Annotated in this window: 18 protein-coding genes; 9 read left to right on the top strand and 9 right to left on the bottom strand. The window is 66.0% G+C overall.

Annotation, left to right across the window (positions count from 1 at the left end; genetic code table 11):
- Positions 1-337 precede the first annotated feature (337 nt).
- Genes QZ656_RS11025 through QZ656_RS11035 form a run of 3 tightly spaced genes read left to right on the top strand, consistent with a single transcriptional unit; the run spans position 338 to position 2773 of the window.
- On the top strand, positions 338-628 hold the full coding sequence (locus QZ656_RS11025) for a FeoA family protein (RefSeq protein ID WP_291993428.1): 291 nt from the start codon (positions 338-340) through the stop codon (positions 626-628).
- Entirely contained in the window at positions 625-2523 is a 1899-nt protein-coding gene (locus tag QZ656_RS11030) for a ferrous iron transporter B (RefSeq protein WP_291993429.1), read from the top strand. The genes QZ656_RS11025 and QZ656_RS11030 overlap by 4 nt, the downstream gene beginning before the upstream one ends.
- Positions 2516-2773 (top strand): DUF6587 family protein, encoded by a 258-nt coding sequence (locus QZ656_RS11035; protein WP_291993430.1) that lies wholly within the window; start codon positions 2516-2518, stop codon positions 2771-2773. Before QZ656_RS11030 ends, QZ656_RS11035 begins: the two co-directional genes overlap by 8 nt.
- A gap of 179 nt (positions 2774-2952) precedes the next feature.
- On the opposite strand, the gene cyaY is transcribed toward QZ656_RS11035, so the two are convergent.
- Positions 2953-3270, bottom strand: coding sequence for an iron donor protein CyaY (gene cyaY, locus QZ656_RS11040; RefSeq protein WP_291993431.1), 318 nt, complete (start codon positions 3268-3270; stop codon positions 2953-2955).
- A gap of 36 nt (positions 3271-3306) precedes the next feature.
- Here cyaY and QZ656_RS24110 point away from each other — a divergent pair, with 36 nt between their 5' ends.
- Both QZ656_RS24110 and lysA read left to right on the top strand, forming a co-directional pair.
- Entirely contained in the window at positions 3307-3486 is a 180-nt protein-coding gene (locus QZ656_RS24110; protein ID WP_366522151.1) for a lipoprotein, read from the top strand.
- Positions 3483-4730 carry a diaminopimelate decarboxylase gene (lysA, locus tag QZ656_RS11045; RefSeq protein ID WP_291993432.1) on the top strand — a complete coding sequence of 416 codons (1248 nt, stop codon included), beginning with the start codon at positions 3483-3485 and terminating at the stop codon, positions 4728-4730. Before QZ656_RS24110 ends, lysA begins: the two co-directional genes overlap by 4 nt.
- A 59-nt stretch (positions 4731-4789) precedes the next feature.
- On the opposite strand, the gene gpmI is transcribed toward lysA, so the two are convergent.
- Positions 4790-6430: a 2,3-bisphosphoglycerate-independent phosphoglycerate mutase gene (gpmI, locus tag QZ656_RS11050; protein WP_291993433.1), complete on the bottom strand. Its 1641-nt coding sequence runs from the start codon at positions 6428-6430 to the stop codon at positions 4790-4792.
- Between the two features lie 233 nt (positions 6431-6663).
- On the bottom strand, positions 6664-7635 hold the full coding sequence (locus QZ656_RS11055; RefSeq protein WP_291993434.1) for a hypothetical protein: 972 nt from the start codon (positions 7633-7635) through the stop codon (positions 6664-6666).
- Between the two features lie 380 nt (positions 7636-8015).
- On the opposite strand from QZ656_RS11055, the gene QZ656_RS11060 reads away from it, so the two are divergent.
- The 3 genes from QZ656_RS11060 to QZ656_RS11070 are packed head-to-tail and all read left to right on the top strand — an operon-like array spanning position 8016 to position 11608.
- Entirely contained in the window at positions 8016-10838 is a 2823-nt protein-coding gene (locus QZ656_RS11060; protein ID WP_291993435.1) for a cation-transporting P-type ATPase, read from the top strand.
- Positions 10835-11098, top strand: coding sequence for a hypothetical protein (locus QZ656_RS11065; RefSeq protein ID WP_291993436.1), 264 nt, complete (start codon positions 10835-10837; stop codon positions 11096-11098). The genes QZ656_RS11060 and QZ656_RS11065 overlap by 4 nt, the downstream gene beginning before the upstream one ends.
- A 54-nt stretch (positions 11099-11152) precedes the next feature.
- Positions 11153-11608: a YaiI/YqxD family protein gene (locus tag QZ656_RS11070; RefSeq protein ID WP_291993437.1), complete on the top strand. Its 456-nt coding sequence runs from the start codon at positions 11153-11155 to the stop codon at positions 11606-11608.
- 21 nt (positions 11609-11629) lie between these two features.
- Here the strand turns inward: QZ656_RS11070 and QZ656_RS11075 are convergent, their stop codons facing one another.
- The 6 genes from QZ656_RS11075 to QZ656_RS11100 form a co-directional block, all read right to left on the bottom strand.
- Positions 11630-12973 (bottom strand): TRAFs-binding domain-containing protein, encoded by a 1344-nt coding sequence (locus tag QZ656_RS11075; RefSeq protein ID WP_291993438.1) that lies wholly within the window; start codon positions 12971-12973, stop codon positions 11630-11632.
- Between the two features lie 74 nt (positions 12974-13047).
- Positions 13048-13668 (bottom strand): MliC family protein, encoded by a 621-nt coding sequence (locus QZ656_RS11080; RefSeq protein ID WP_291993439.1) that lies wholly within the window; start codon positions 13666-13668, stop codon positions 13048-13050.
- A 143-nt stretch (positions 13669-13811) separates the two neighbouring features.
- Entirely contained in the window at positions 13812-14699 is an 888-nt protein-coding gene (gene rarD, locus QZ656_RS11085) for an EamA family transporter RarD (protein ID WP_291993440.1), read from the bottom strand.
- Positions 14696-15391 (bottom strand): DUF599 domain-containing protein, encoded by a 696-nt coding sequence (locus QZ656_RS11090; RefSeq protein WP_291993441.1) that lies wholly within the window; start codon positions 15389-15391, stop codon positions 14696-14698. Before QZ656_RS11090 ends, rarD begins: the two co-directional genes overlap by 4 nt.
- 82 nt (positions 15392-15473) lie before the next feature.
- The gene (locus QZ656_RS11095) at positions 15474-17222 is read right to left on the bottom strand and encodes a CHASE2 domain-containing protein (RefSeq protein ID WP_291993442.1); all 1749 of its coding nucleotides are present in this window, start codon (positions 17220-17222) and stop codon (positions 15474-15476) included.
- A 106-nt stretch (positions 17223-17328) separates the two neighbouring features.
- Positions 17329-18141, bottom strand: coding sequence for a FecR family protein (locus QZ656_RS11100; RefSeq protein ID WP_291993443.1), 813 nt, complete (start codon positions 18139-18141; stop codon positions 17329-17331).
- Positions 18142-18640: 499 nt separating this feature from the next.
- Between QZ656_RS11100 and QZ656_RS11105 the strand changes: the two genes are divergently transcribed.
- Complete coding sequence (locus QZ656_RS11105; protein WP_291993444.1) at positions 18641-20263, top strand: methyl-accepting chemotaxis protein; 1623 nt, start codon at positions 18641-18643, stop codon at positions 20261-20263.
- The last annotated feature ends 33 nt before the right edge of the window (positions 20264-20296 follow it).

Genomic DNA, 20296 nt, shown 5'->3' on the forward strand with positions numbered 1-20296 from the left:
CAGGGGTCGAAAGCCGTCATCTTACCCCGAGAGGTAAAATCTTCACGGTGCCTGCGACCATCGGTCGCAGGCGGCTGGCGGTGGTCCACGCGGCGTAGTTGGCGCCGCAGGTGGCTGTTGACTCGCCGGCGAACGGCTATTTTGCAAAAAGTTCAATCAACCTCTGGCAATGAGAATGATTCGCATGTATATTACGCAAATACTCATTCCGCTCCACTTGGCGTTGGCTGTGCGCTGAACGCCTTGGTTTTCCTGCGAGACCGTCTCTCGCGATTTTTTGGGCGTTTCCACATCCGTGCCGACCGCAATGCGCACGCCAGGAAAGGTAGCAGCTGTCATGAAAGCAACTGAATTGATCACCCTCTTCGAGCTGGCTAAAGGTCAGGAGGGAACGGTCAGCACCAGCGCCCTCGCTGGCAGCGGCGACGCCGCCGACCGCGAACTGGCGCTGCGGCTGTTCGAAATCGGCTTTGTCGACGGTGAACGGGTGCGCGTCATCGCCCGTGGCTATCCTGGCGGCGATCCGCTGGCGGTACGCGTCGGCGGCACGATGTTCGCCCTGCGCCGCTTCGAGGCGGAACGTGTTCTGGTTGCGCCGCTGGCTGGCGGCAAGCAGGTCGCCGCATGAACGCCGCGCTGGCAGCAAACGCCGAAGATAGCGCGCTGCACCTGATTCTCCTCGGCAACCCGAACTGCGGCAAGACGGCGCTGTTCAACCTCCTGACCGGCAGCCGACAGAAGGTGGCCAACTATCCCGGGGTGACCGTCGACCGCAAGGAGGGGCAAATGACGACGCCCCTGGGTAAGCGCTTCCGCGTCTTCGATCTACCTGGCGCCTACAGCCTCAACGCCGTCAGCATCGACGAGGAAGTGACCCGCGACGTCGTCCTGGGGGTACGCGAGGGTGAGCAACGCCCCGACCTGATCGTCTGTGTCTGCGACGCCACCAACCTCAAGCTCAACCTGCGCCTGGTTCTCGAAGTGCGGCGGCTGGGGCGGCCGATGCTGCTGGCCTTGAACATGACCGATCTGGCGAGTAAACGCGGCATCGAAATCGACGTTCCGGCGCTGCAGCGCGAGCTCGACATGCCGGTGGTCAACACCGTCGCCGTCAAGCGCGGCGGCGCCAGCGCCTTGCTCGAGCAACTCGAACTGGCGGTGCGCGATGTCGTGCCGCACGCCGCCACCTGGCAAGCGCCCGATGTCGCCGACGTCACCGCCACGCAGCGCGAGGTGCGACGCATTCTCGCCGCCAGCGTCCGCGAGCCGGTGATCGACACACGTTTTGACGAACGGATCGATCGCGTCGTGCTGCACCCGTTCTGGGGAATGCTAATTCTCGCGGCAACGCTGTTCCTGATGTTCCAGGCCGTTTTCAGCTGGGCCGCGCTACCAATGGAGTGGATCAAGGGCGGCGTCGAAGCCTTCGGCCAGTTGCTCGCGGCGCAGCTGCCCGAGGGACTGCTGCGCAGTCTGCTGGTCGACGGCATCGTCGCGGGCGTCGGCAGCGTGCTGGTGTTCATGCCGCAGATCCTGATCCTCTTCCTGTTCATTCTCGCCCTCGAGGATTCGGGTTACCTGCCACGTGCGGCTTTCCTGCTCGACCGCTTGATGGGCACCGTCGGCCTCTCGGGACGATCGTTCATCCCCTTGCTCTCGAGCTTTGCCTGCGCGATCCCCGGGATCATGGCGGCGCGCACGATCAGCAACTGGCGCGACCGGCTGGCGACGATCATGATCGCGCCCTTGATGACCTGCTCGGCGCGCTTGCCGGTCTACGCGCTGATCATCGGCGCCTTCATTCCGCAAACGACCGTCGCCGGCGTCTTCAATCTGCAGGGACTGGTGCTCTTCGCCCTCTACCTCGCCGGTGTCGTTAGCGCGATGGCCGTTGCCGGCGTCCTCAAGATGACCGTCGCCAAAGGCCTGCAGCATCCGCTGATGCTCGAACTACCGTCGTACCGCTGGCCACATGGCCGTAATCTGCTGCTCGGCCTGCTCGAGCGCGCGCGCATCTTCATCCACCGCGTCGGCAACATCATTCTCGCGCTGATGATCGTGCTGTGGTTCCTGTCGACCTTCCCGGCGGCACCCGCAGACGCCATCGGCCCGGCGATCCAGTACAGCTACGCCGGCATGCTCCGACACGCGCTCGAAATCGTCTTTGCACCGATCGGCTTCAATTGGCAAATCTCGATCGCGCTGGTCCCCGGCATGGCCGCACGCGAAGTCGCCGTCGGCGCCCTCGGCACGGTCTATGCGCTGTCGGCCAGCGGCGACGACGTCGCTGCGCAGCTGGCGCCGATGCTCGCTGCCGGCTGGTCCTTGCCGACCGCTTTCTCCCTGCTCGCGTGGTACGTCTTCTCGCCGCAGTGCTTGTCCACTCTGGCGGTCGTCAAGCGCGAGACCAACTCGTGGCGTTATCCGCTGCTGATGGCCGGCTATCTTTTCGCCCTCGCTTACGGCGCTGCTTTTGTCACCTATCGCGTCTCACTGGCCTTGCTCGGAGGTCCTTATGCTTGATGATTTTCTGGTCTTCGCGGCAGTTGCCTGGGCGACTGCCTACGCCAGCTGGCGACTGCTGCCGGGCGGCTGGCGCGCGGCGCTAGGCGACGCCGCGGCAAGCTTGGCGCAACGTCTGGGCGGTGCCGCCGCCGACCCCGCGGCCGCACGCCGGCGCGCCAGCGCCAGAACGGCTTGCGGCGGCTGCAACGCTTGCGCCGGCAAGTCGACGCCAGCCGCGGTGGCAATCATCCGCATCAAGAAACGCTGAGATACGGCTGCCGCGAACACCGCCGAAGAGCGAGCGCAGCGTCCGACTGACGGCAGAGCAGGTGTAAGGCGCGCAACGGCGAGCGCCGCCGACACTTTCGCCGCGACACCGGCGTACGTCGGTCGGCAAGGGCGGGCCGCCTTGTCGGCCGAAAGCACAACCGCGCTTTCGGCCGCAGCCTAGAGCAGCGCCACGCTTTCGCCGGCCTGCTCGGAAACCAGCCGTGACAGCGCCGCCATCAGCTCCCCCCCACCACGGGTGTCGTGCCAGGCAGCACCGTCCCAGCGGTAGTGGAAGCCGCCGGACCTGGCGGCAACCCACATTTCGCCGGCGGCGTCGTGACGGTTGACGATGATCTTGCTGGCGTCGGCAAACTCGATCTCGAGCACACCATCGCTGATCATCGCGAAATCGAGGTCGGCGCTACAGTGTTCGAGAGCGGCTTCGATACGCTGCAGCGCGGCGTCGGCAAGCGTGCCGAATTCGCTATCATTCATCCTGTGCTACCATTTTTCGTTTTGGCACCCTGACCTATGCGGCACTATCTTGCGCTGGCCTTGCTGGCGACCATCACCCTTGGCGCCTGTGGCACCACGGGATCGCTGACGCTCCCTCCGAAACAGACCTTGCCAGCCACTCCGGCGACGCCTGCGACAGACACCCAGGCGAAACCTGCCGACGATTCTAGCACGCCCGGGAGCGCCACCCGATGAGCAGCTTCGTCACGCACGCTGGCGTCCTGCACGCCGAATCGGTGTCATTGACCGTGCTCGCCGAGCAGTTCGGCACGCCCTGCTGGGTGTACTCGCGACACGCTCTGGAGAGCGCCCTCGACGAGTTCCACGACGAGCTGCGCGGCCTCGATGCGCTCGTCTGCTACGCCGTCAAGGCCAACTCCAACCTCGCCGTTCTCGACGTCCTCGCCCGCCGTGGCGCCGGCTTCGACATCGTTTCGGCGGGTGAGCTGAAGCGCGTCCTGGCGGTCGGCGCCGAGCCGCAGCGGATCGTCTTCTCGGGCGTCGGCAAGACCAGCGCCGAGATGGAGCTGGCGCTGACCACCGGCATCCTGTGCTTCAACGTCGAGTCGGCGGCCGAACTCGTGCGCCTGAACGCCGTCGCCGCCAGGCTCGGCAAGACCGCGCCAATCAGCCTGCGCGTCAATCCCGACGTCGACGCCGGCACGCATCCGTACATCTCGACCGGCCTCAAGGAGAACAAGTTCGGCGTCGCCTACGACGAGGCGCTGGCGCTCTACCGGCAAGCCGCGACGCTCGGCAATGTCGAAATCACCGGCATCGACTGCCATATCGGCTCGCAGTTGCTCGACCCGGCGCCGTTCGCCGAAGCGCTCGACAAGTTGCTACTGCTGGTTGACCAACTCGCCGCCGAAGGCATCGTCCTGCAGCACATCGACCTCGGCGGCGGCCTCGGCATCCGCTATCGTGACGACGACGCACAAACTACCGTCAAGGCCTACCTGCAGCCGCTGCTGGCCAGGATCAAGGGACGCGCGCTGCGGGTGCTGCTCGAACCCGGCCGCCGCCTGGTTGGCAACGCCGGCGTGCTGCTCACCCGCGTCGAGTATCTCAAGCCCGGCGAAGTGAAGAACTTCGCGATCGTCGACGCGGCGATGAACGACCTCTCGCGCCCGGCGCTCTATGGCTCATGGCACGAGATCGTTCCGGTGGTCGCGCGTCCGGGCGCCACCAGCACCTGGGAAATCGTCGGTCCGGTCTGCGAATCGGGCGATTTTCTCGGCCACGGCCGCGCCCTGACGCTGGCCGGCGGTGACCTGCTGGCGATCCTCTCGGCCGGCGCCTACGGCATGGTCATGAGCTCCAACTACAACACCCGCCCGCGCGCCGCCGAGGTGATGGTCGACGGTGAGCAGGCGCACCTGGTGCGCCGCCGCGAGACCGCCGAGGAACTCTACGCGCTCGAGCAGCGCCTGCCCTGATAAAAAGCGACGGCCGCCTGACGGCGGCCGTTCGCGTACTACTGAGGCAGTGCGCCAGGCTATTTGACGACCAGCACGCTGTCGTCCCATTTCGCGTGCTTCTCGAAGCCAAGCAGATTGGCGATCGTCGCCGCGATGTTCGACAAACCCGCCGTTTCGCTCGCCTGCAGACCCAGCCTGCCGCCGCTGACGTTGTCGTAGAGGATGAACGGCACCGGATTGAGCGTGTGCGCGGTCTTCGCCTTGAACGAGCCGTCGGCGTTCTTGGCCGGCTGCTTGGTCTTCTTGTCGATTTCGTACATCTCGTCGGCGTTGCCGTGGTCGGCGGTGATCAGCGCCACGCCACCGAGCGCGTCGATCACCGGCAGGATCCGCGCCAGCTGCAGGTCGACCGCCTCGATGGCCATCGTCGCGGCGCGGAAATTGCCGGTGTGGCCGACCATGTCGCCGTTGGCGAAGTTACAGCGCAGAGTCTGATAGCGGCCACTGCGCAGCGCTTCGATCATCGCGTCGGCGATCTCGGCGGCCTTCATCCACGGCCGCTGCTCGAAGGGCACGACGTCGCTGAGCACCTCCTGGTAGGTTTCGCCGTCGAACTTGTTCGAGCGGTTGCCGTTCCAGAAATACGTCACGTGCCCGAATTTCTGCGTCTCGGAGCAGGCGAACTGGGTGATGCCGGCCTTCGCGAACCATTCGCCCATGGTGTCGAGAATCGCCGGTGGATCGACCAGGAAGCGCTTCGGCAGCTTGAGGTCGCCGTCGTACTGCAACATGCCGGCGTAGGTCACGCGCGGCACGCGTAGCCGCTCGAACTTGTCGAACGCAGCTTCTTCGAAGGCGCGCGTAATCTCGATCGAGCGGTCGCCGCGGAAGTTGAAGAAGACTACCGAGTCGCCGTCCTCGATGGTGCCGACCGGTTGGCCGCCGCTGCCGATGACGAATGCCGGCAGATCCTGGTCGATCGTTCCCGGAAACTTCACGCGCAGCGCCTCAACGGCTGCCGCCGCACTCTCGTACTGCACGCCCTCGCCGAGGACGTGCGTGTGCCAGCCGTCGTCGACCATCTTCCAGTTCGCCTCGTAGCGATCCATGGTGATCTTCATGCGGCCGCCGCCCGAGGCAATGCGGGCGTCGAAGCCGGCGTCGCTGATCTCGGCCAGGAAGGCCTCGAAAGGCAATACATAATCGAGCGCGCTGGTCTCGGGAACGTCACGACCGTCGAGCAGGATGTGAATCCGCACCGCTTTGACGCCTTCTTCCTTGGCACGAGCGATCATCGCCCGCAAATGGTCGACGTGGCTGTGCACGTTGCCGTCCGAAAAAAGACCGAGGAAGTGGATCAGCCCGCGCCCGGCCTTGGCGCCGGCGACGATCTCCTGCCACGCCGCGCCCTGCCAGATCGACCCGGCGGCGATCGCGTCGGCAACCAGCGACGCGCCCTGGCTATAGACCTGACCGGCGCCGATGGCGTTGTGGCCGACTTCGGAATTGCCCATGTCGTCGTCGGAAGGCATGCCGACAGCGACGCCATGCGCGCGCAAGCTGATGTTCGGATAATTGGCGAAGAGGCGGTCGAGGGTAGGCTTTTTGGCGGCGGCGATGGCGCTACCGACGTCCGACCTGGCAATGCCGTAGCCGTCCATGACGATCGTCACGATCGGGCCCTGAATACCGGGGAAAGAGGCAGATTTCTGCAACATGATGGATTCCTGGGGAGTTAGAAGTCAGAAGGAAGGCCGTAATGAACCTTGGCTCAGCGGCGTCATGGCCAGTATACCGCAAGCCGGCCAGGCCTTGAGAGACCGCCAATTGCATTTCAAAACGGATACTTGGACGATTTGAATGGCGTCACGACTGAACTTGCTGCGCGGCCGGGGGTGCGCCGACAGCGAAACGCTTGCCGCCAGACGGCGACCGCTCTTGGCGCGGCGGCTCAGCCTTCCTGAAGTTCGACTGGCGAACGCGAGCGCTTGAAGCGCGAGCGAATACGCGAACGCTTCAGCTTGACCTTGACCGGCTGGCTGGCGCTACGGTGCCTGCGCGCCCGCTTTCGGCTTTGCGCGGTGGCGATCATCAACGTGATCTTGCCGATAAGCAACATCGCCGCCAGTACCCAGACCAGCGGATAGCGCAGCACCATCAGGACCAGGTCAATCAACTCGCCGAGCGGATTGCCGCCCCGCCGCGGCGGCTGCCAGTCGCCAGAGTCGTGCTCGGCAAGGCGCCGCTGGTCGCTTTCGCCGCGGCTGCTGACGGTCACCAGCGAGCTGTCACCATGGCCAAGCGACACCGCGCCGTCGCGCGCGTCGACGTGAAAGCCGTCAATACCGACCAGCGAAAATGTCACCCGGCCATCGTTGTCCAGCCGCGCGTCGAGTGCCTCGCGGAGCACTCCGGCGAGCGACGCCTCCATCTTCAGAACAGCCGCAGCGATATCCGCGTCGTCTATCGAAGCCGCCGGCGCGCCGGATGCCGCGGCGGATGCCGCCGCCGGCGCGCCGGCCTTGCTCTGACGATTGACGTTGATCACCGAACGCAACGCCTTGTTCAGTGGATCGCGCTGGTCGATGCCGGTCAGGTTCGCGTTGTCGTCACCGCCCGGCTGCGCGGTGACAAATGTCGAAGCGGCTGCCGCCCGCTCGACGCCGCGCGCAGCGCCTGGCGACCAGGCGTTGTCGCCATCTTCTCGACCGTCCGACAGCAAGCGCCTGGCCAGGCCGTCGCTGGCGAGCGAACGCCCATCGGCGGGTGCGGCGACGTCGGTGGACTCGCGCTGGTCGTTACTGAGCTGGCTTCGGCCCTGGCGCGCATCGTGGTCGATCGGGTGGGCCGCCGCATTGGCGGCAAGCAGCGCCGCCTGCAGCAAGCCCAGCAACATCCGCCAGCGGTTGAAATATCCAGGCATGAAAAAATCCAGGACGACTAGAGGTGGCAAAGCAAGAATCACGCCTTGAAGTTAACTTCGCGTTAAAACAGGGTGATGCAAAACAACGCCGCAAGAAGGCCCGACGATTGTAAAATTTTTCGACAGCTTTGCGCAGCGCCAAGGCTGCCCTTCCCCCGAGTTTGCGCCTTGCCAGAGCCCGCCACAATCGCCGCAGAGCCGGCGGCGCAGCCTTTCAGCGCGTTCACCTGCGGCGGATTTCCGGTCGGAGCAAGCGGCCCGCGACGGGGCTGCTTGCGCTCTGCCCTATAATGTTCCTGACCAGACTGGGGATATCGGGAAGACAAAATGATGCTTGGCAGATGGCGGTCGACACACCGATCAGCGCACTCGGCGAGACCATGACACAACAGCCAGCCAAACAAGCAGGCCAACAGCCCGAGCACAACGACTGGCATCACATCGCCGCCGCTGAAGCGGCGGCACGCCTGGCCGCGTGCTGCGACGACGGACTCGCCGAAGACGAAGTCCTTGCTCGCCGCGCCGTGCACGGCGAGAACCGGATTACCCCGAAGCTCGGCAAAGGACCCTTGTTACGTTTTGCCCTGCAATTCGTCCAGCCACTGGTCCTGGTCTTGCTGCTGGCCGGCGTGGTCACCGCCTTCCTCGGCGAATGGGTCGATTCTGGCGTGATCTTCGCCGTCACCGTGATCAACGCGCTAATCGGCTTCATCCAGGAAGGTCGTGCCGAGAACGCGCTGGCGGCGCTGGCGCGTTCGCTCAGCAGCGAGGTGACGGTCCTGCGCGGTGGCGGCAAGCAACGTTTGCCATCGACCGCGCTGGTTCCTGGCGACATCGTGCTGCTGGCTGCTGGCGACAAGGTCCCGGCCGACCTGCGGCTGTTCCGCGCCAAGGAGCTGCAAGCGATTGAGTCGGCACTGACCGGCGAGTCGACGGCGGTCGCCAAGCACGGCGACGCGCTACCGAAAGAAACGGTTCTTGCCGACCGCAGCAATATGGCTTATGCCGGCACGGTGATGATCACCGGTCGTGGCGCTGGCGTCGTCGTGGCCACCGGTGATCGCACCGAAACCGGCCGCATATCGCAGCTGATCGCCGACGCTCCGGACCTGACCACGCCGCTGACGCGCAAGATGGCGACGTTCAGCAACTGGCTGTTGATCGCCATCGGCTTGCTGGCGCTACTTACTTTCGTCGTCGGCATGTGGCGCGGTTCATCGGCCTTCGAGATGTTCATGGCTGCCGTGGCGCTGGCCGTCGGGGCAATCCCCGAGGGCCTGCCGGCGGCGATGACCATCACCCTGGCGATTGGCGTCTCGCGGATGGCCAGCCGGCGAGCGATCATCCGCAAGCTACCGGCCGTTGAAACGCTCGGCAGCACGACGGTGATCTGTTCCGACAAGACCGGTACCTTGACCGAAAACCAGATGACGGTCCGCGAGCTGTACGCCGGCGGCGAGCTCGTCGCGGTCAGCGGCAGCGGTTACTCGCCGATCGGCCAGGTCGGCGGCGGCGAGAAGATCGGCGCCGCGCTCGCTGAATGCCTGCTGGCCGGCGTGCTGTGCAACGACGCCGGCCTGCGCCAGGAGAACGAAGAGAACGAAGAGAACGACGAAAAAGACGAGAAGCGCGAGAAACGCCAAGTGCCGGCAGACGCCGGCAAGGGCGAAAAGAAAGGCCAGGGGCAGTGGCAGATCGTCGGCGACCCGACCGAAGGCGCGCTGCTGGTCGTCGCCCGCAAAGCAGGATTCGACGAAGAGAGCTTGGTGAAGAAATTCCCCCGCCTGGACGAGATCCCTTTCGACTCGACGCGCCAGTACATGGCGACGCTGCACGAAATCGACGGCCGCCGACTGGCGTACTTCAAGGGTGCGCTCGAACAGTTACTGCCGCGCTCGCTGAGCATGCTCGACGGCGATGGCCAGACGGTGCCACTGCTTGCCGAGCAGATCGAGAGCCACGCTCGCCAGATGGCGGCCGATGGCTTGCGCGTCCTAGCCATCGCTCGCCTCGCCGTCGGCCCGGCAATGAGCCTCGTCGAGAGCAGCGCCGACGCCGGCCTGGAGTTTATCGGGCTGGTTGGCATGATCGACCCGCCGCGCCCGCGAGCCATGGCCGCGGTCCACACCTGTCACGCCGCCGGCATCGTCGTCAAGATGATCACCGGCGATCACGCGGTCACCGCGCTGTCGATCGCCCGCCAACTGGCTATCGCCAAGGACGGTGAGGCCGCGCTCACCGGCGTCGAGCTGGCGGCACTTGACGATGCTGGCTTGCGCCGGGTGGTCAGCGAGGTCAACGTCTTCGCACGCGTCGATCCCGAGCAGAAGCTGCGCCTGGTGCGCGCGCTGCAGAACAACGGCGAGGTGGTGGCGATGACCGGCGACGGCGTCAACGACGCGCCGGCGCTGAAGCAGGCCGACATCGGCATCGCCATGGGCCTGGCCGGCACCGAGGTGGCCAAGGACGCAGCCGACATGGTCCTCACCGACGACGACTTTGCCGCCATCGAGGCGGCCGTCGAGGAAGGGCGAGGCGTTTACGACAACCTAGTGAAGTTCATCACCTGGACGCTGCCGACCAACTTCGGTGAAGGACTGGTGATCATGGCGGCGGTTGTCGCGGGCGCCACCCTGCCGATCACGCCGCTGCAGATCCTGTGGATCAACATGACCACCGCGGTCTTCCTGGGGCTGATGCTGGCCTTTGAGCCGATCGAGGCCAATGTCATGGAGCGACAACCGCGCCGGCCAGGTACACCGATTCTCGATCAGGCGCTGGTCTGGCGGATCGTCCTGGTCAGCTTGCTGCTGCTCGCCGGTTCCTTCGGACTGTTCCTGCGCGAACTGGCGCTCGGCCACGAGCTGGCCGAAGCGCGTACCGTGGCGCTCAACGTCTTCGTCGTCGTCGAGGCGATGTACCTCTTCAATTGCCGCTCATTGACGCGCTCGGCGCTGCACATCGGCTTGTTCTCCAATCCGGCGGTCTGGTACGGGGTGCTGACGATGGCCGTCCTGCAAGCCTTATTGACCTACCTGCCGCTACTCAACCGCCTTTTCGCGACGGCGCCGATCGGCGTCCGTCAGTGGCTTGAGATCTTCGCCGTCGGCGTCCTGGCCTACCTCATCGTCGGCATCGAAAAGCGGCTGCGCGAGCGGCAGCGAGCACCGGCAAAGCAAACGGAAGCCCCCCTCGTCCGATGAAGAAATTTCTTGTTTTGCTACTGGCGCTGAGCGGCAACGACCCAACGGCGATTTTCGCCAGCTGCCGACGCTACGTCGGCCACCTGCACGACGCCGCGCAGATCAAGGCCACGGCGCTCGAACTGCTGGCGGCACTGAGTGCTTTTGCCGTCGCCGGCAAGCCGCTCAACGACACCCTGCTGACCTATGTCGCGGCGCACCGGGCAGCACCCGGACAAACGCACGGCGAAGCCATGGCGCGGCTCGGCAGCGACAAGTAGCGCACAAAAACACGCCGTCTTGCTGAGCGGGCGGTGTTCATCGAGGTAGAACACATGCAAATCTGGGTCGACGCCGACGCCTGCCCCGGCGTGATCAAGGAGATCCTCTTTCGCGCTGCCCAGCGAACGCGGATCATGACCACGCTGGTCGCCAATCAGATGTTGCGCGTGCCGCCGTCGCCGTACATCCGCGCGCGGCAGGTGCCGTCGGGTTTCGACGTCGCCGACCAGCGCATCGTGAACGAGCTGCAGGCGGGCGACCTGGTCATCACCGCCGACATCCCGCTCGCCGCCCTGGTCATCGAAAGGCAGGCGCACGCGCTGAATCCGCGCGGCGAGTTGTACACCACCGAGAACATCAGCGAACGCCTGCGCATGCGCGACTTCATGGAAGAGCTGCGCGGCAGCGGCGTCGACATTTCCGGTCCGGCGGCTTTCAGGCACAGCGACCGGCAGGCGTTTGCCGCGCAACTCGATCGCTTTCTCGCCAGGCAAGCCGGGCAGGTGTAGCTGGCCAGGCAGCGCGCCGGGTCAGTCGGCCGCGCGCTTGTCGAGGGCCTGCTCGATCGCTGTCGCCCAGGCCATTTCGTCGCCGCGCGTCGCGCGCGCGGCACGAATCAGCGCCAGGTTACGCGCCGTCGTTGCCGCTTCCCATTTCTCGCGAATCGCCGCCAGGGCATCGCTGGCCGCCTTGTTTGCCGCCACCTCGTCCTTTTGCAGAACGGCCAGTTCGAGCAAGGTCGCGTGCTCCCAGTAGTCCGGCGTGCCCTTGGCCAGGCGCCGCTTGACGGCATAAGCGACGACCGGCAGCAGTTCAAGGCGGCGCGGGTCGGGTGGGTTCTGCAGCTCCATCAGCGTCACCGCGTTGATTCCCGGGTAAGCGTCGCGCCAATCGGCTTCGAAGCCCTGCAGATAGGTCTCGATCGCCTTGCGCAGCCAGCCGTCGGCGACGAACCCATCAGCGGCCTGGCAGGCCTCGTCCCAGCGATCCTTATATACGCGACCGAGCAGGCCGTTGCTTTCGCTGCTCGCGCCGCGCTCGCCGATCAGCTCGAGCAGCTGCTGTTCGGCTTCGTCGCGGCGCTTGAGACGATTGAGGGCAAAGCCCAGCTGCTCGCGGACCATGACGCTCCGCGCCAGCGGCGCCGGCATCTGCGCCACCAGGTCGACCATCGCCTGCCAGTCGCTGAGCGCGCGATACGACAGGAAGATGTCGATGAGCACGCCGGCTTCGAGATCCCCGAGCTCGCCGAGTTCGCCGACGGCCTTGCCGAGCGCTGCGCTGCCCTGGCGACGCGCGGCCGCCAGCTGCCGGCGGGCGGCGACGGCATACTGCGCGCGATCGCGGAATACGTCGGTCTTCAGGCGAGCGATATCGGGCGCGCTGTAGCCGTCGACCAACTGGAATACCGGACTGTCGGTACTCGCCCCGCCGGCGCCGGCCCTGGCGGCTTCGAGCAGCTTGCGCAGTGCCTGGCAGGCACCCTCGACGTCGCTCGGCTTGCCGTCGGGCGCCAGCTGGTAGGGCAAGGCACGCAAAGGCGCGACGTCGAAAGGCATGCGCTCGCTGCCGGCGTAAAGCAGGACGGTGGTAGACGGGCGAACGCCGTGACGCAGTCCGAGCTCGTAGAAGACGTTGGCGTTGGCACCGGTCAGGTCGGCGACGGCGAAATCGCAGAGAATCAGCCGCTCGTACATCGGCTTGTGAATCACGCCGCCGCTGAGCTCCTGGTCGGCGCGTAGCGCTTCCATGCCGGCGGCCTCGATCGCCGGTGCGATCAAGTCGTGGTAAACAGCGTCGAAATCGACCGTCGTCCCCGAGGCAATGGGCTTCTTGCCAAAGGGCATGAGCACGAAACAGAGCTGTCGCATCATTTTCTCCTTGACCAAAAGTCAACGTCGGCCGCGCTACCGCGATAGCCGCACGCGCGGACCTGCGCGCCGCAGGATCACTCAGGGCCCGGGCGGCAGCGCAGCGCTTGACTGCCACGGCCCCAGACGATCGTCGCCTCGCCCTGATGTTCCCAGAACGACTCGTTCTGACTTTGGTATTTGACGCCGCTGGCGCTCGCCTGCACGAACATCAGCGACGTCTTCTCGCCGCGTTGGGCGATCAGTGTCGGCGGCTCGGTCTTGAAGAAGGTTACGACGACCTTGCTCGCCGGCCGGCCAGCGCAGCGATAGCTGATCGGGCCGTTGCCCGGAAGCAGGCGATACCTGGCCTGCAACTCGGCGATGCGCAGACGGTAGCGGTGGTCGACGCACTCGCGCCGGGTGGTGCTCTTCCAGCAATCGTTGCGCTCGCGCAGCCATCGCCGTTGGCTCGCCGGCAGCCGCGGCGGGTGTTCGTCGATCGCCTTCTGCTGCGCCTCGGCAAAAACGCCGGCCAGCTGGCGGTCGAGCGCGGCGAGTTCCTGGTCCTTGCAGACCAGTTCGTCGATGCTGCTGGTCGTCGCCTGGCGGCAGTCGACCGACTGCACAACGACTGGCGTCGGCACGCTCGCCGAGCACAGCGGCGCCAGGACGACGGTCACGGCAGCCAACAGGGTCTTGCATCGATTGCTGTTCATGGTGCATCTCCCGCCGAGCGGCAGCGCTCGGCATTCAGTGTTCGCTGCGAGCCGCCCGGTCGGCGTGCCGTTTCCGGAACGTAGCCTGATTGTCCGCTGGCTCGGCGAGGGTTGACAAGTGTCGGACGCCCTGACGCGGCGGCCTACGTTCGCCGCCGGTATTTGCCCCAGGCACTGTAGCTGAAAACCAGCAGGCCCAACCAGATCAGCGCGAAGCTGAGCAGCCGAGCGCTGCTCATCGGCTCGCCGAAGACCCACACCGCGGTCAGCAACTGCAGCGTCGGATTGATGTACATCAGCATCCCGACGGTCACCAGCTTGAGGCGTTGCGTGGCGGCGGCAAAGGCCATCAGTGGTAGCGCGGTAATCGCGCCAGCGCTAATCAGCAACAGCGTCGTCCGCAGGTCGTGACCGCTGAACACCGCGTGCGCGTGCTGCGCCTGCCACAACGCGTACAGGCCGCAAGCCGGCAGCATCGCCAGGGTTTCCAGCCACAGGCTGGAGATGGCGTCTACGGGCAGTTGCTTGCGCACCAGTCCGTAGGTGCCGAAAGTAGTGGCGAGGACCAGCGACACCCACGGCAAGCTGCCCAGGGCGACGACTTCATTGGCGATCGCCAGCAGTGCCAGGGCGACCGAAAACCACTCCAGGCGGTTCAGGCGCTCCTTGAGCACCAGCAGACCGAGCAGGACGTTGACCAGCGGCGTCAGGAAGTAGCCGAGGCTGGACGCCATCACCTGCTGGTTGGCGACGGCCCACAGGAAGACCAGCCAGTTGCTGCCGATCAGCAGCGCGGCGACGGCGAGCATCGCCAGATGCCGGCCGTTGCCGAAAACGGCGGCGACCATTGGCCATTGCCGGCGCAGCGTCAGCAGCAAACCGACCAGGACGAAGGCCCAGACGGCGCGATTGCTCAACACATCCATGGGTGAGAGCTGCGACAACTGTCGGAAGAACAGCGGAAAGAAGCCCCAGATGCCATACGCCAGCAGCCCGAAGCCGACGCCGGCGAGCTGCCGGTCGCTGCTCATTGCGACTCGCGCCGCAGGACGGCGAGCGTTGCCGAGCGGTAGTCGCGGCGATAGAGGACGACCAGGATGATCACCGAGAGTAGCCCGAGAACGATCGGATTGAGCAGCCAGCCAGACGCCGCCAGACCGAAGTAATAAGCGCGGATACCACGATTGAAGTCATCGCCGGCGAGGTTGTTGAGGCCGCCGATCCGCCGTGCGTAGGGTTCAATCTCGGGGTCGCCGCGCTGACCGATCGGCGCCGCGCCGACCAGGATCGACAACAGGTTGAACTGCCGCAGCGCCCAGGTGAACTTGAAGTAGCCGTAGACGAAACTCGCCAGCACCAGCAGCAGCTTGATCTCCAGCAGCGTCCGGCCGCCCGCTCCGGCGAACGCCAGGTCGGCGGTAAAGCTGAGCAGGCGGTCGGCCGCGCCGAGCGCGGCGACCAGGCCGGCGATGATGTAGATGGTGGTATTGGCGTAGAACGAAACGCTGCTCACCAGGTTGCCGATCAGCGTCGAGTCGGTCACCCGAACGTCGCGTTCGAGCATGCGGTACGCCCATTCGACGCGGTACGAATGGCTGCTGCCGATCAGCCCCTTGCACGCCCAGCGGCTGTGTTCGGAAAACCAGGAGTAACCCGTCCAGCACGCCAGGAAGACGAGCAGGGCCAGCCAGTCGGCGGTAGAGAGTTGCTGAAGCGCGCGCATCGGGCCATCTTGCCACAGAATGCGCGGCCGCCATGCCCACGCTGCCGACGCCGGAGCAGCGGCGCGTCAGTCCGCCGCGACGTCAGGTCTCGAGCTTGCCGAGCCGGCCGAGCAGCCAGTACGTCAGCAGGAAGGCCCCGAGGTGGTAAGCGGTATTGAACAGAACGCCGTACTGCGTATAGGCGACGACGGTCAGCGCCAGGTAGAGCAGCAGCGCGGCGGCGACCAGCAGGCGCCGCGGCAGCGCGCGCAGCGCCGGCCTGAAGACGCGCAGCCAGGCACCGGCGGCGGCCATGCCGACCATCAGCAGGCCCTGCAGCAAGGGCTCGAGCGGGCGAACGTGGATTCCCTGCAGCAGGTTGTTGACGATGTCGGCGTGCAATTCGACGCCGTGGCGTCGTTCCGCGCCGATGCCGTACAGGACGCGGAATTCGTCGCTGCCCGCACGGCCGTCGCCAATCAGGACGATCTTGCCGGCGAGTTCGCCGCTGCCGATCGTCGCCGCTGGCCCGGCGAGCTGTTCGTAATCGTAGCGCTGCGGTGCGGCTCGCCAGGCCGGCAGCGGCGCCAGGCGAATCAGCGTCTCGGCGACTTCGTCGCCGGCGCTCAGCAAGGGGCAATCGTTGCGCGCCTGCCCCGCTTGCCCGACGCGCGCCGGCAGCGCTTGTAGCGGCCCGCGCCAGAGCGTCTTGCCGGCTTCACTGACGACCGTCAGCTCGTGCCGCTGCTCGTCCACGGCCAGCGTCGTAGCGCCGACGGCGAGCGTGCCGATGGCGCCGAATTTGCCAGTGATGCGATCACCACCGGCGCCGGCAGGGGCCGCTTTGCGAACGGCCAGCGGCGCCACCGCAGCATAGCCGAGCCGGCCACCGACGCAGAGCATTCCCCAGCTGTTGCCGGCGAGCCCGGCAATCACGGCCGGCTGCTCGTCGATCAGTCGATTGACGCCGACGATCACTGACGTTCCATGCTGGCGCGCGCGTTCGACGGCGGCAATCAGTTCGCCGTCGGCCGCCGCCGGTTTTTCGAAATAGACGTCGAAGACGATCACTTTGGCGCCGGCATCAACCAGGCGGTCGATGACGCGCGCGTGTTCGTGACGCCAGTGCGGACCGAACTTGCCCAGGCGCTCTTCGGATTTCTCGTTAAAGCTGACAATGACGATGCGCTCGCTGACCGGCACGCTGGCGACCAGGTCACCGAGCGCCATGGTATAGCTCTCGATTCGCGTATCGACGCCGAGCGCGTCGAAGAGCTGCAGCCAGGCCAGGAAGAGCATCAGCAGCGCGGCGCTGACGACGCTGTAGCGCCGCCACTTGCGCAAGCGTTCGCTGTTCAGCAGCTGCGCAAACTGGCCGAGCAGGGATGGCCGCTGCTCGATGCTGCGAATCAGCGCGTCGAGGTCGAGCTGAAAGCGCGTGTCGTCAAGTGGCTGCGCCTGATGGCGGGCGAGCGCGCCAAGCGCCGCCGGCAGCTCCTTCACGTCGGGCATGCGCGCGCCGCCGACCAGCACCGGGATGACTCGCTTGCGCTGTTTGAGCGCCTCGGCGAGTTCGTAGCGAACGAAGTCGTCGGCCTGCTCGAGACGTCGGCCCTGCTCGTTATGCGCGCTCAGCCAGGCCGGGCCGATCAGCGCGATGACCACCTCGCTGGCCTTGATACGCGCCTCGAGGACAGCGACGAAATCGTCACCCGGAGCGATCTGGCCGATATCCATGAACACCCGCTCGCGGCCCAAGTGCGCGCTCAGGTGGTCGTACAGGCGCCCGGCGTAAGCGACGCTGTCTTCGCGGCGATAGCTGATGAACAGCCTCGGCGGGTCGTGCCGCACGGGTCAGGCGCCGCCGCTCAGCCTGGCCGCAGCGAACCCAAGCAAGGACGCCAGGCTGGATCGTGGTGCTGATCCGGGCAACGCCGCGGCAGCTGCCGTCGATCGCTCATTTCTGCTCTTTCGGCAGGGGTTGTGGCACTCGTCCTCGCGGTGCTGGTTCCGACGGCGGTTGCCGAACGTCGTCATAACTATCGTGCGACCCTCTGCTACTGGCCGTGCCGACGCCGATGGCAAATATGCCGCCGACCAGCGCCGCCGTGCCAAAGTTGCTGGGCGTCGGCACCAGCTTGTCGAGATCGCTGATCCGGCGGCGGATCTGTTCGACTTCGCCGGCATTCGCTGGCCCGACTTCGAGCAGCCCGGCGCCAACAATCGACGCCGCGCGTCCGACGGCCAGCGACGTTCTGGTCCACCGCCCACTGTTCGACGTCAAGCCGACGCTGTCCTCGGCAGCGACGACCCTGACGCGCTGCTCGGGGTCGACGCGAACCAGGTACTCGGTGCCTTCCGAAGCGGCGGTGGCGTACTCGGTCTGGACCTTGAAATAGCCTTTGACCTTGACCAGCACCTCGCCGAAGAAGACGAAGATCGATCCCAGGCGAACGTGCGTGGCGGGCTGCACGTAGACCCGCGCGCCGTCGGCGAAACTCAGGACGACGGTCGATTGCGCGTCGGTCTCGATTTCATCACCGACCTCCAGCGCCATACGGTGCTGCGGCTGCATCCGCACGCCCCGGTGTACGACGTCGACGCCAGCGATGGCGCTGCCCTCAATCAGCTGCCCATTCTGGACGACGTTGAGCGTCGTCGAAGCGCAGCCGCCAAGGCCAGGGGCCAACACCAGCAGCGCCGCCAGCCGGCAGCAATGAAGCCACGTGAACCAGTCAGACGGACTATCTCTCAGCGTGCTTGAAGCCATGCGAATGCCCTCCATGCGGTGGCTCGGCAGCGGCACGGCCTTGCTCTTTGCGCGCGCAGCCAGCGAGTCAGGCGAACTGAAGCAGGCCAGGGTAAAAAGCCTGGAACTTCCGGCCAGCGACGGCGGCCAGCCAGCGGGGTGTCGATGAACTACGGCCCGAGTATATTCAGCGCGAGCAGCAAAGACAAACGCGCTCCGCCACCAGCGGCAATTGTCGGGCGTTGTCGGCTGCCGCGCGGTCAGCGGCAGTGGGCCATTGCCGCTTATGTCGAGCACGCCGGCGACCGCGCAGATCATCACCCGGAGACACTCTTTCGGTACCAGCAGCGACGGCCGCGGGCCTCGCATGGCGTGCCCGGGAGCTCTTTCGAGACACTTCCTTCGGGCCTGTTTTAACAGCTAAAATACGCGCGCCATGGATAATGCCCAGGCAATAAACAGAGCGGGCGTCAGCTTCCCGATCGACGCCAGCCGGTTCCGACAACAAGCAAGAAGAAAGGTGACTGAAATCATGGCCGGGTTGACCATCAAGCGACTGCTCGCCGTATCAGCGCTGGTTCTCTGCGCGCTGTTGGCGCTTGGCAACGCCATCATCTGGAACAGCAACGTCCTGTTGAAGGCCGCCGTAGGCCATGCGGCGATCGCCCAGCAGGGTATCCAGGCGTTCAAGGACACCCGCTTCCACGTCGTGCAGATCCAGCAGTATCTGACCGACGCGGCCGCCGTTGGCGAACCCGAATTCGCCGACGCCGCCCACCAGCGTGACCTGGCGCTGGCCCAGCTCGACCGCCTGGCCAGCCTGCTGCCCGACCGGCAGGCGCCGGTCAAGGCGCTCAAGGCGGCGGTCGGGAAGCTCTACGAGACCGGCGAAGCGATGGCGCGTACCTACATCGACCAGGGGCGCGAGGCAGGCAACGCGATGATGAAGGGCGCTGATGGCTTCGACAGTTCGGCCGAGCAGGTGACCAAACAGCTTGACAGTCTGGCCGGCGAGCTGCAGGCGTTCGGCGAACGGAGCGACGCGGCGCAGGCCGAAACGCGCCACTGGATGTTGCAATCGAGCATGGGGGTCGGCGCGCTGGCGCTGCTCTTCGTGGTCGCCTCGCATCTGCTGGTGTACCGCGTTCTGATGAAGCTGCTGGGCGGTGAACCGGCCTACGCGGGCGAAGTCGCGGCGCAGGTCGCGGCGGGCGATCTGACCGGAGAAGTCCGGGTCGACGCCAACGACCAACGCAGCCTGCTGGCACACATGAAAATCATGCAGCAGGGACTGGCCACGACGGTGCGCAGCATCCGTGGCAGTTCCAGCCAGGTGCTGGGCGCTGCCGAGCGGCTGACCGCCGAGGCCGGCCGGGTTGTCGAGAGCTCGCGAACGCAGACCGACGCCGCCGCCTCAATGGCGGCCTCGGTCGAAGAAACGGCGGCGAGCATCACGCAGGTCGCCGATTTCGCGAACAAGGTCCGGAACCGCACCGACGAGGCCGCGGAACTCGCCTTGCGCGGCGGCGACGAGGTGCACGCGATGACCACCGAGATCGGCCGCGTCGCCGATTCCGTGCACATCGCCGGGCAGGTGATCGGCGCGCTCGGCGACGAGGCGCGGCGGATCACGAGCATTGTCGACACCATCCGAGAGATCGCCGACCAGACCAATCTGCTGGCACTCAACGCGGCCATCGAAGCGGCTCGTGCGGGTGAGCAGGGACGCGGCTTCGCGGTGGTGGCCGACGAAGTCCGCAAGCTGGCCGAGCGTACGACGCGATCGACGCAGGAAATCTCGACGATGGTCGACGCCATCGGCGATCGCTCGGACGAGGCCGCACGGGGCATGGCGGCGAGCCTGGCGGCGGTCACCCAGAGCGTCGCCCAGGCCGACAAGGCTTACGCGGCGATGGCGATGGTCAAAGAGAATCTCGGCCATGTCGCGGCCGAGGTCAGCGAGATCACCGGCGCCGTCGAGGAGCAGCGACTGGCGAGCACGACGATCGCCTTGAGCGTCGAGCAGGTCGCCCGGATGGCCGAGCAAAACGCTTACTCACAGGCCGAGATCGCCAGGAACGTCAGCAGTCTGGAAGAAATGTCGCGAGGCCTCGAACGCGTCTGCAACGGCTTCCGCGTGTGAACGGCGAAGGGCCAAATTCGGCGGCGCCCGGGC

It is taken from the genome of Candidatus Accumulibacter sp. ACC003 (genome assembly GCF_907163085.1).
Taxonomy (GTDB): domain Bacteria; phylum Pseudomonadota; class Gammaproteobacteria; order Burkholderiales; family Rhodocyclaceae; genus Accumulibacter.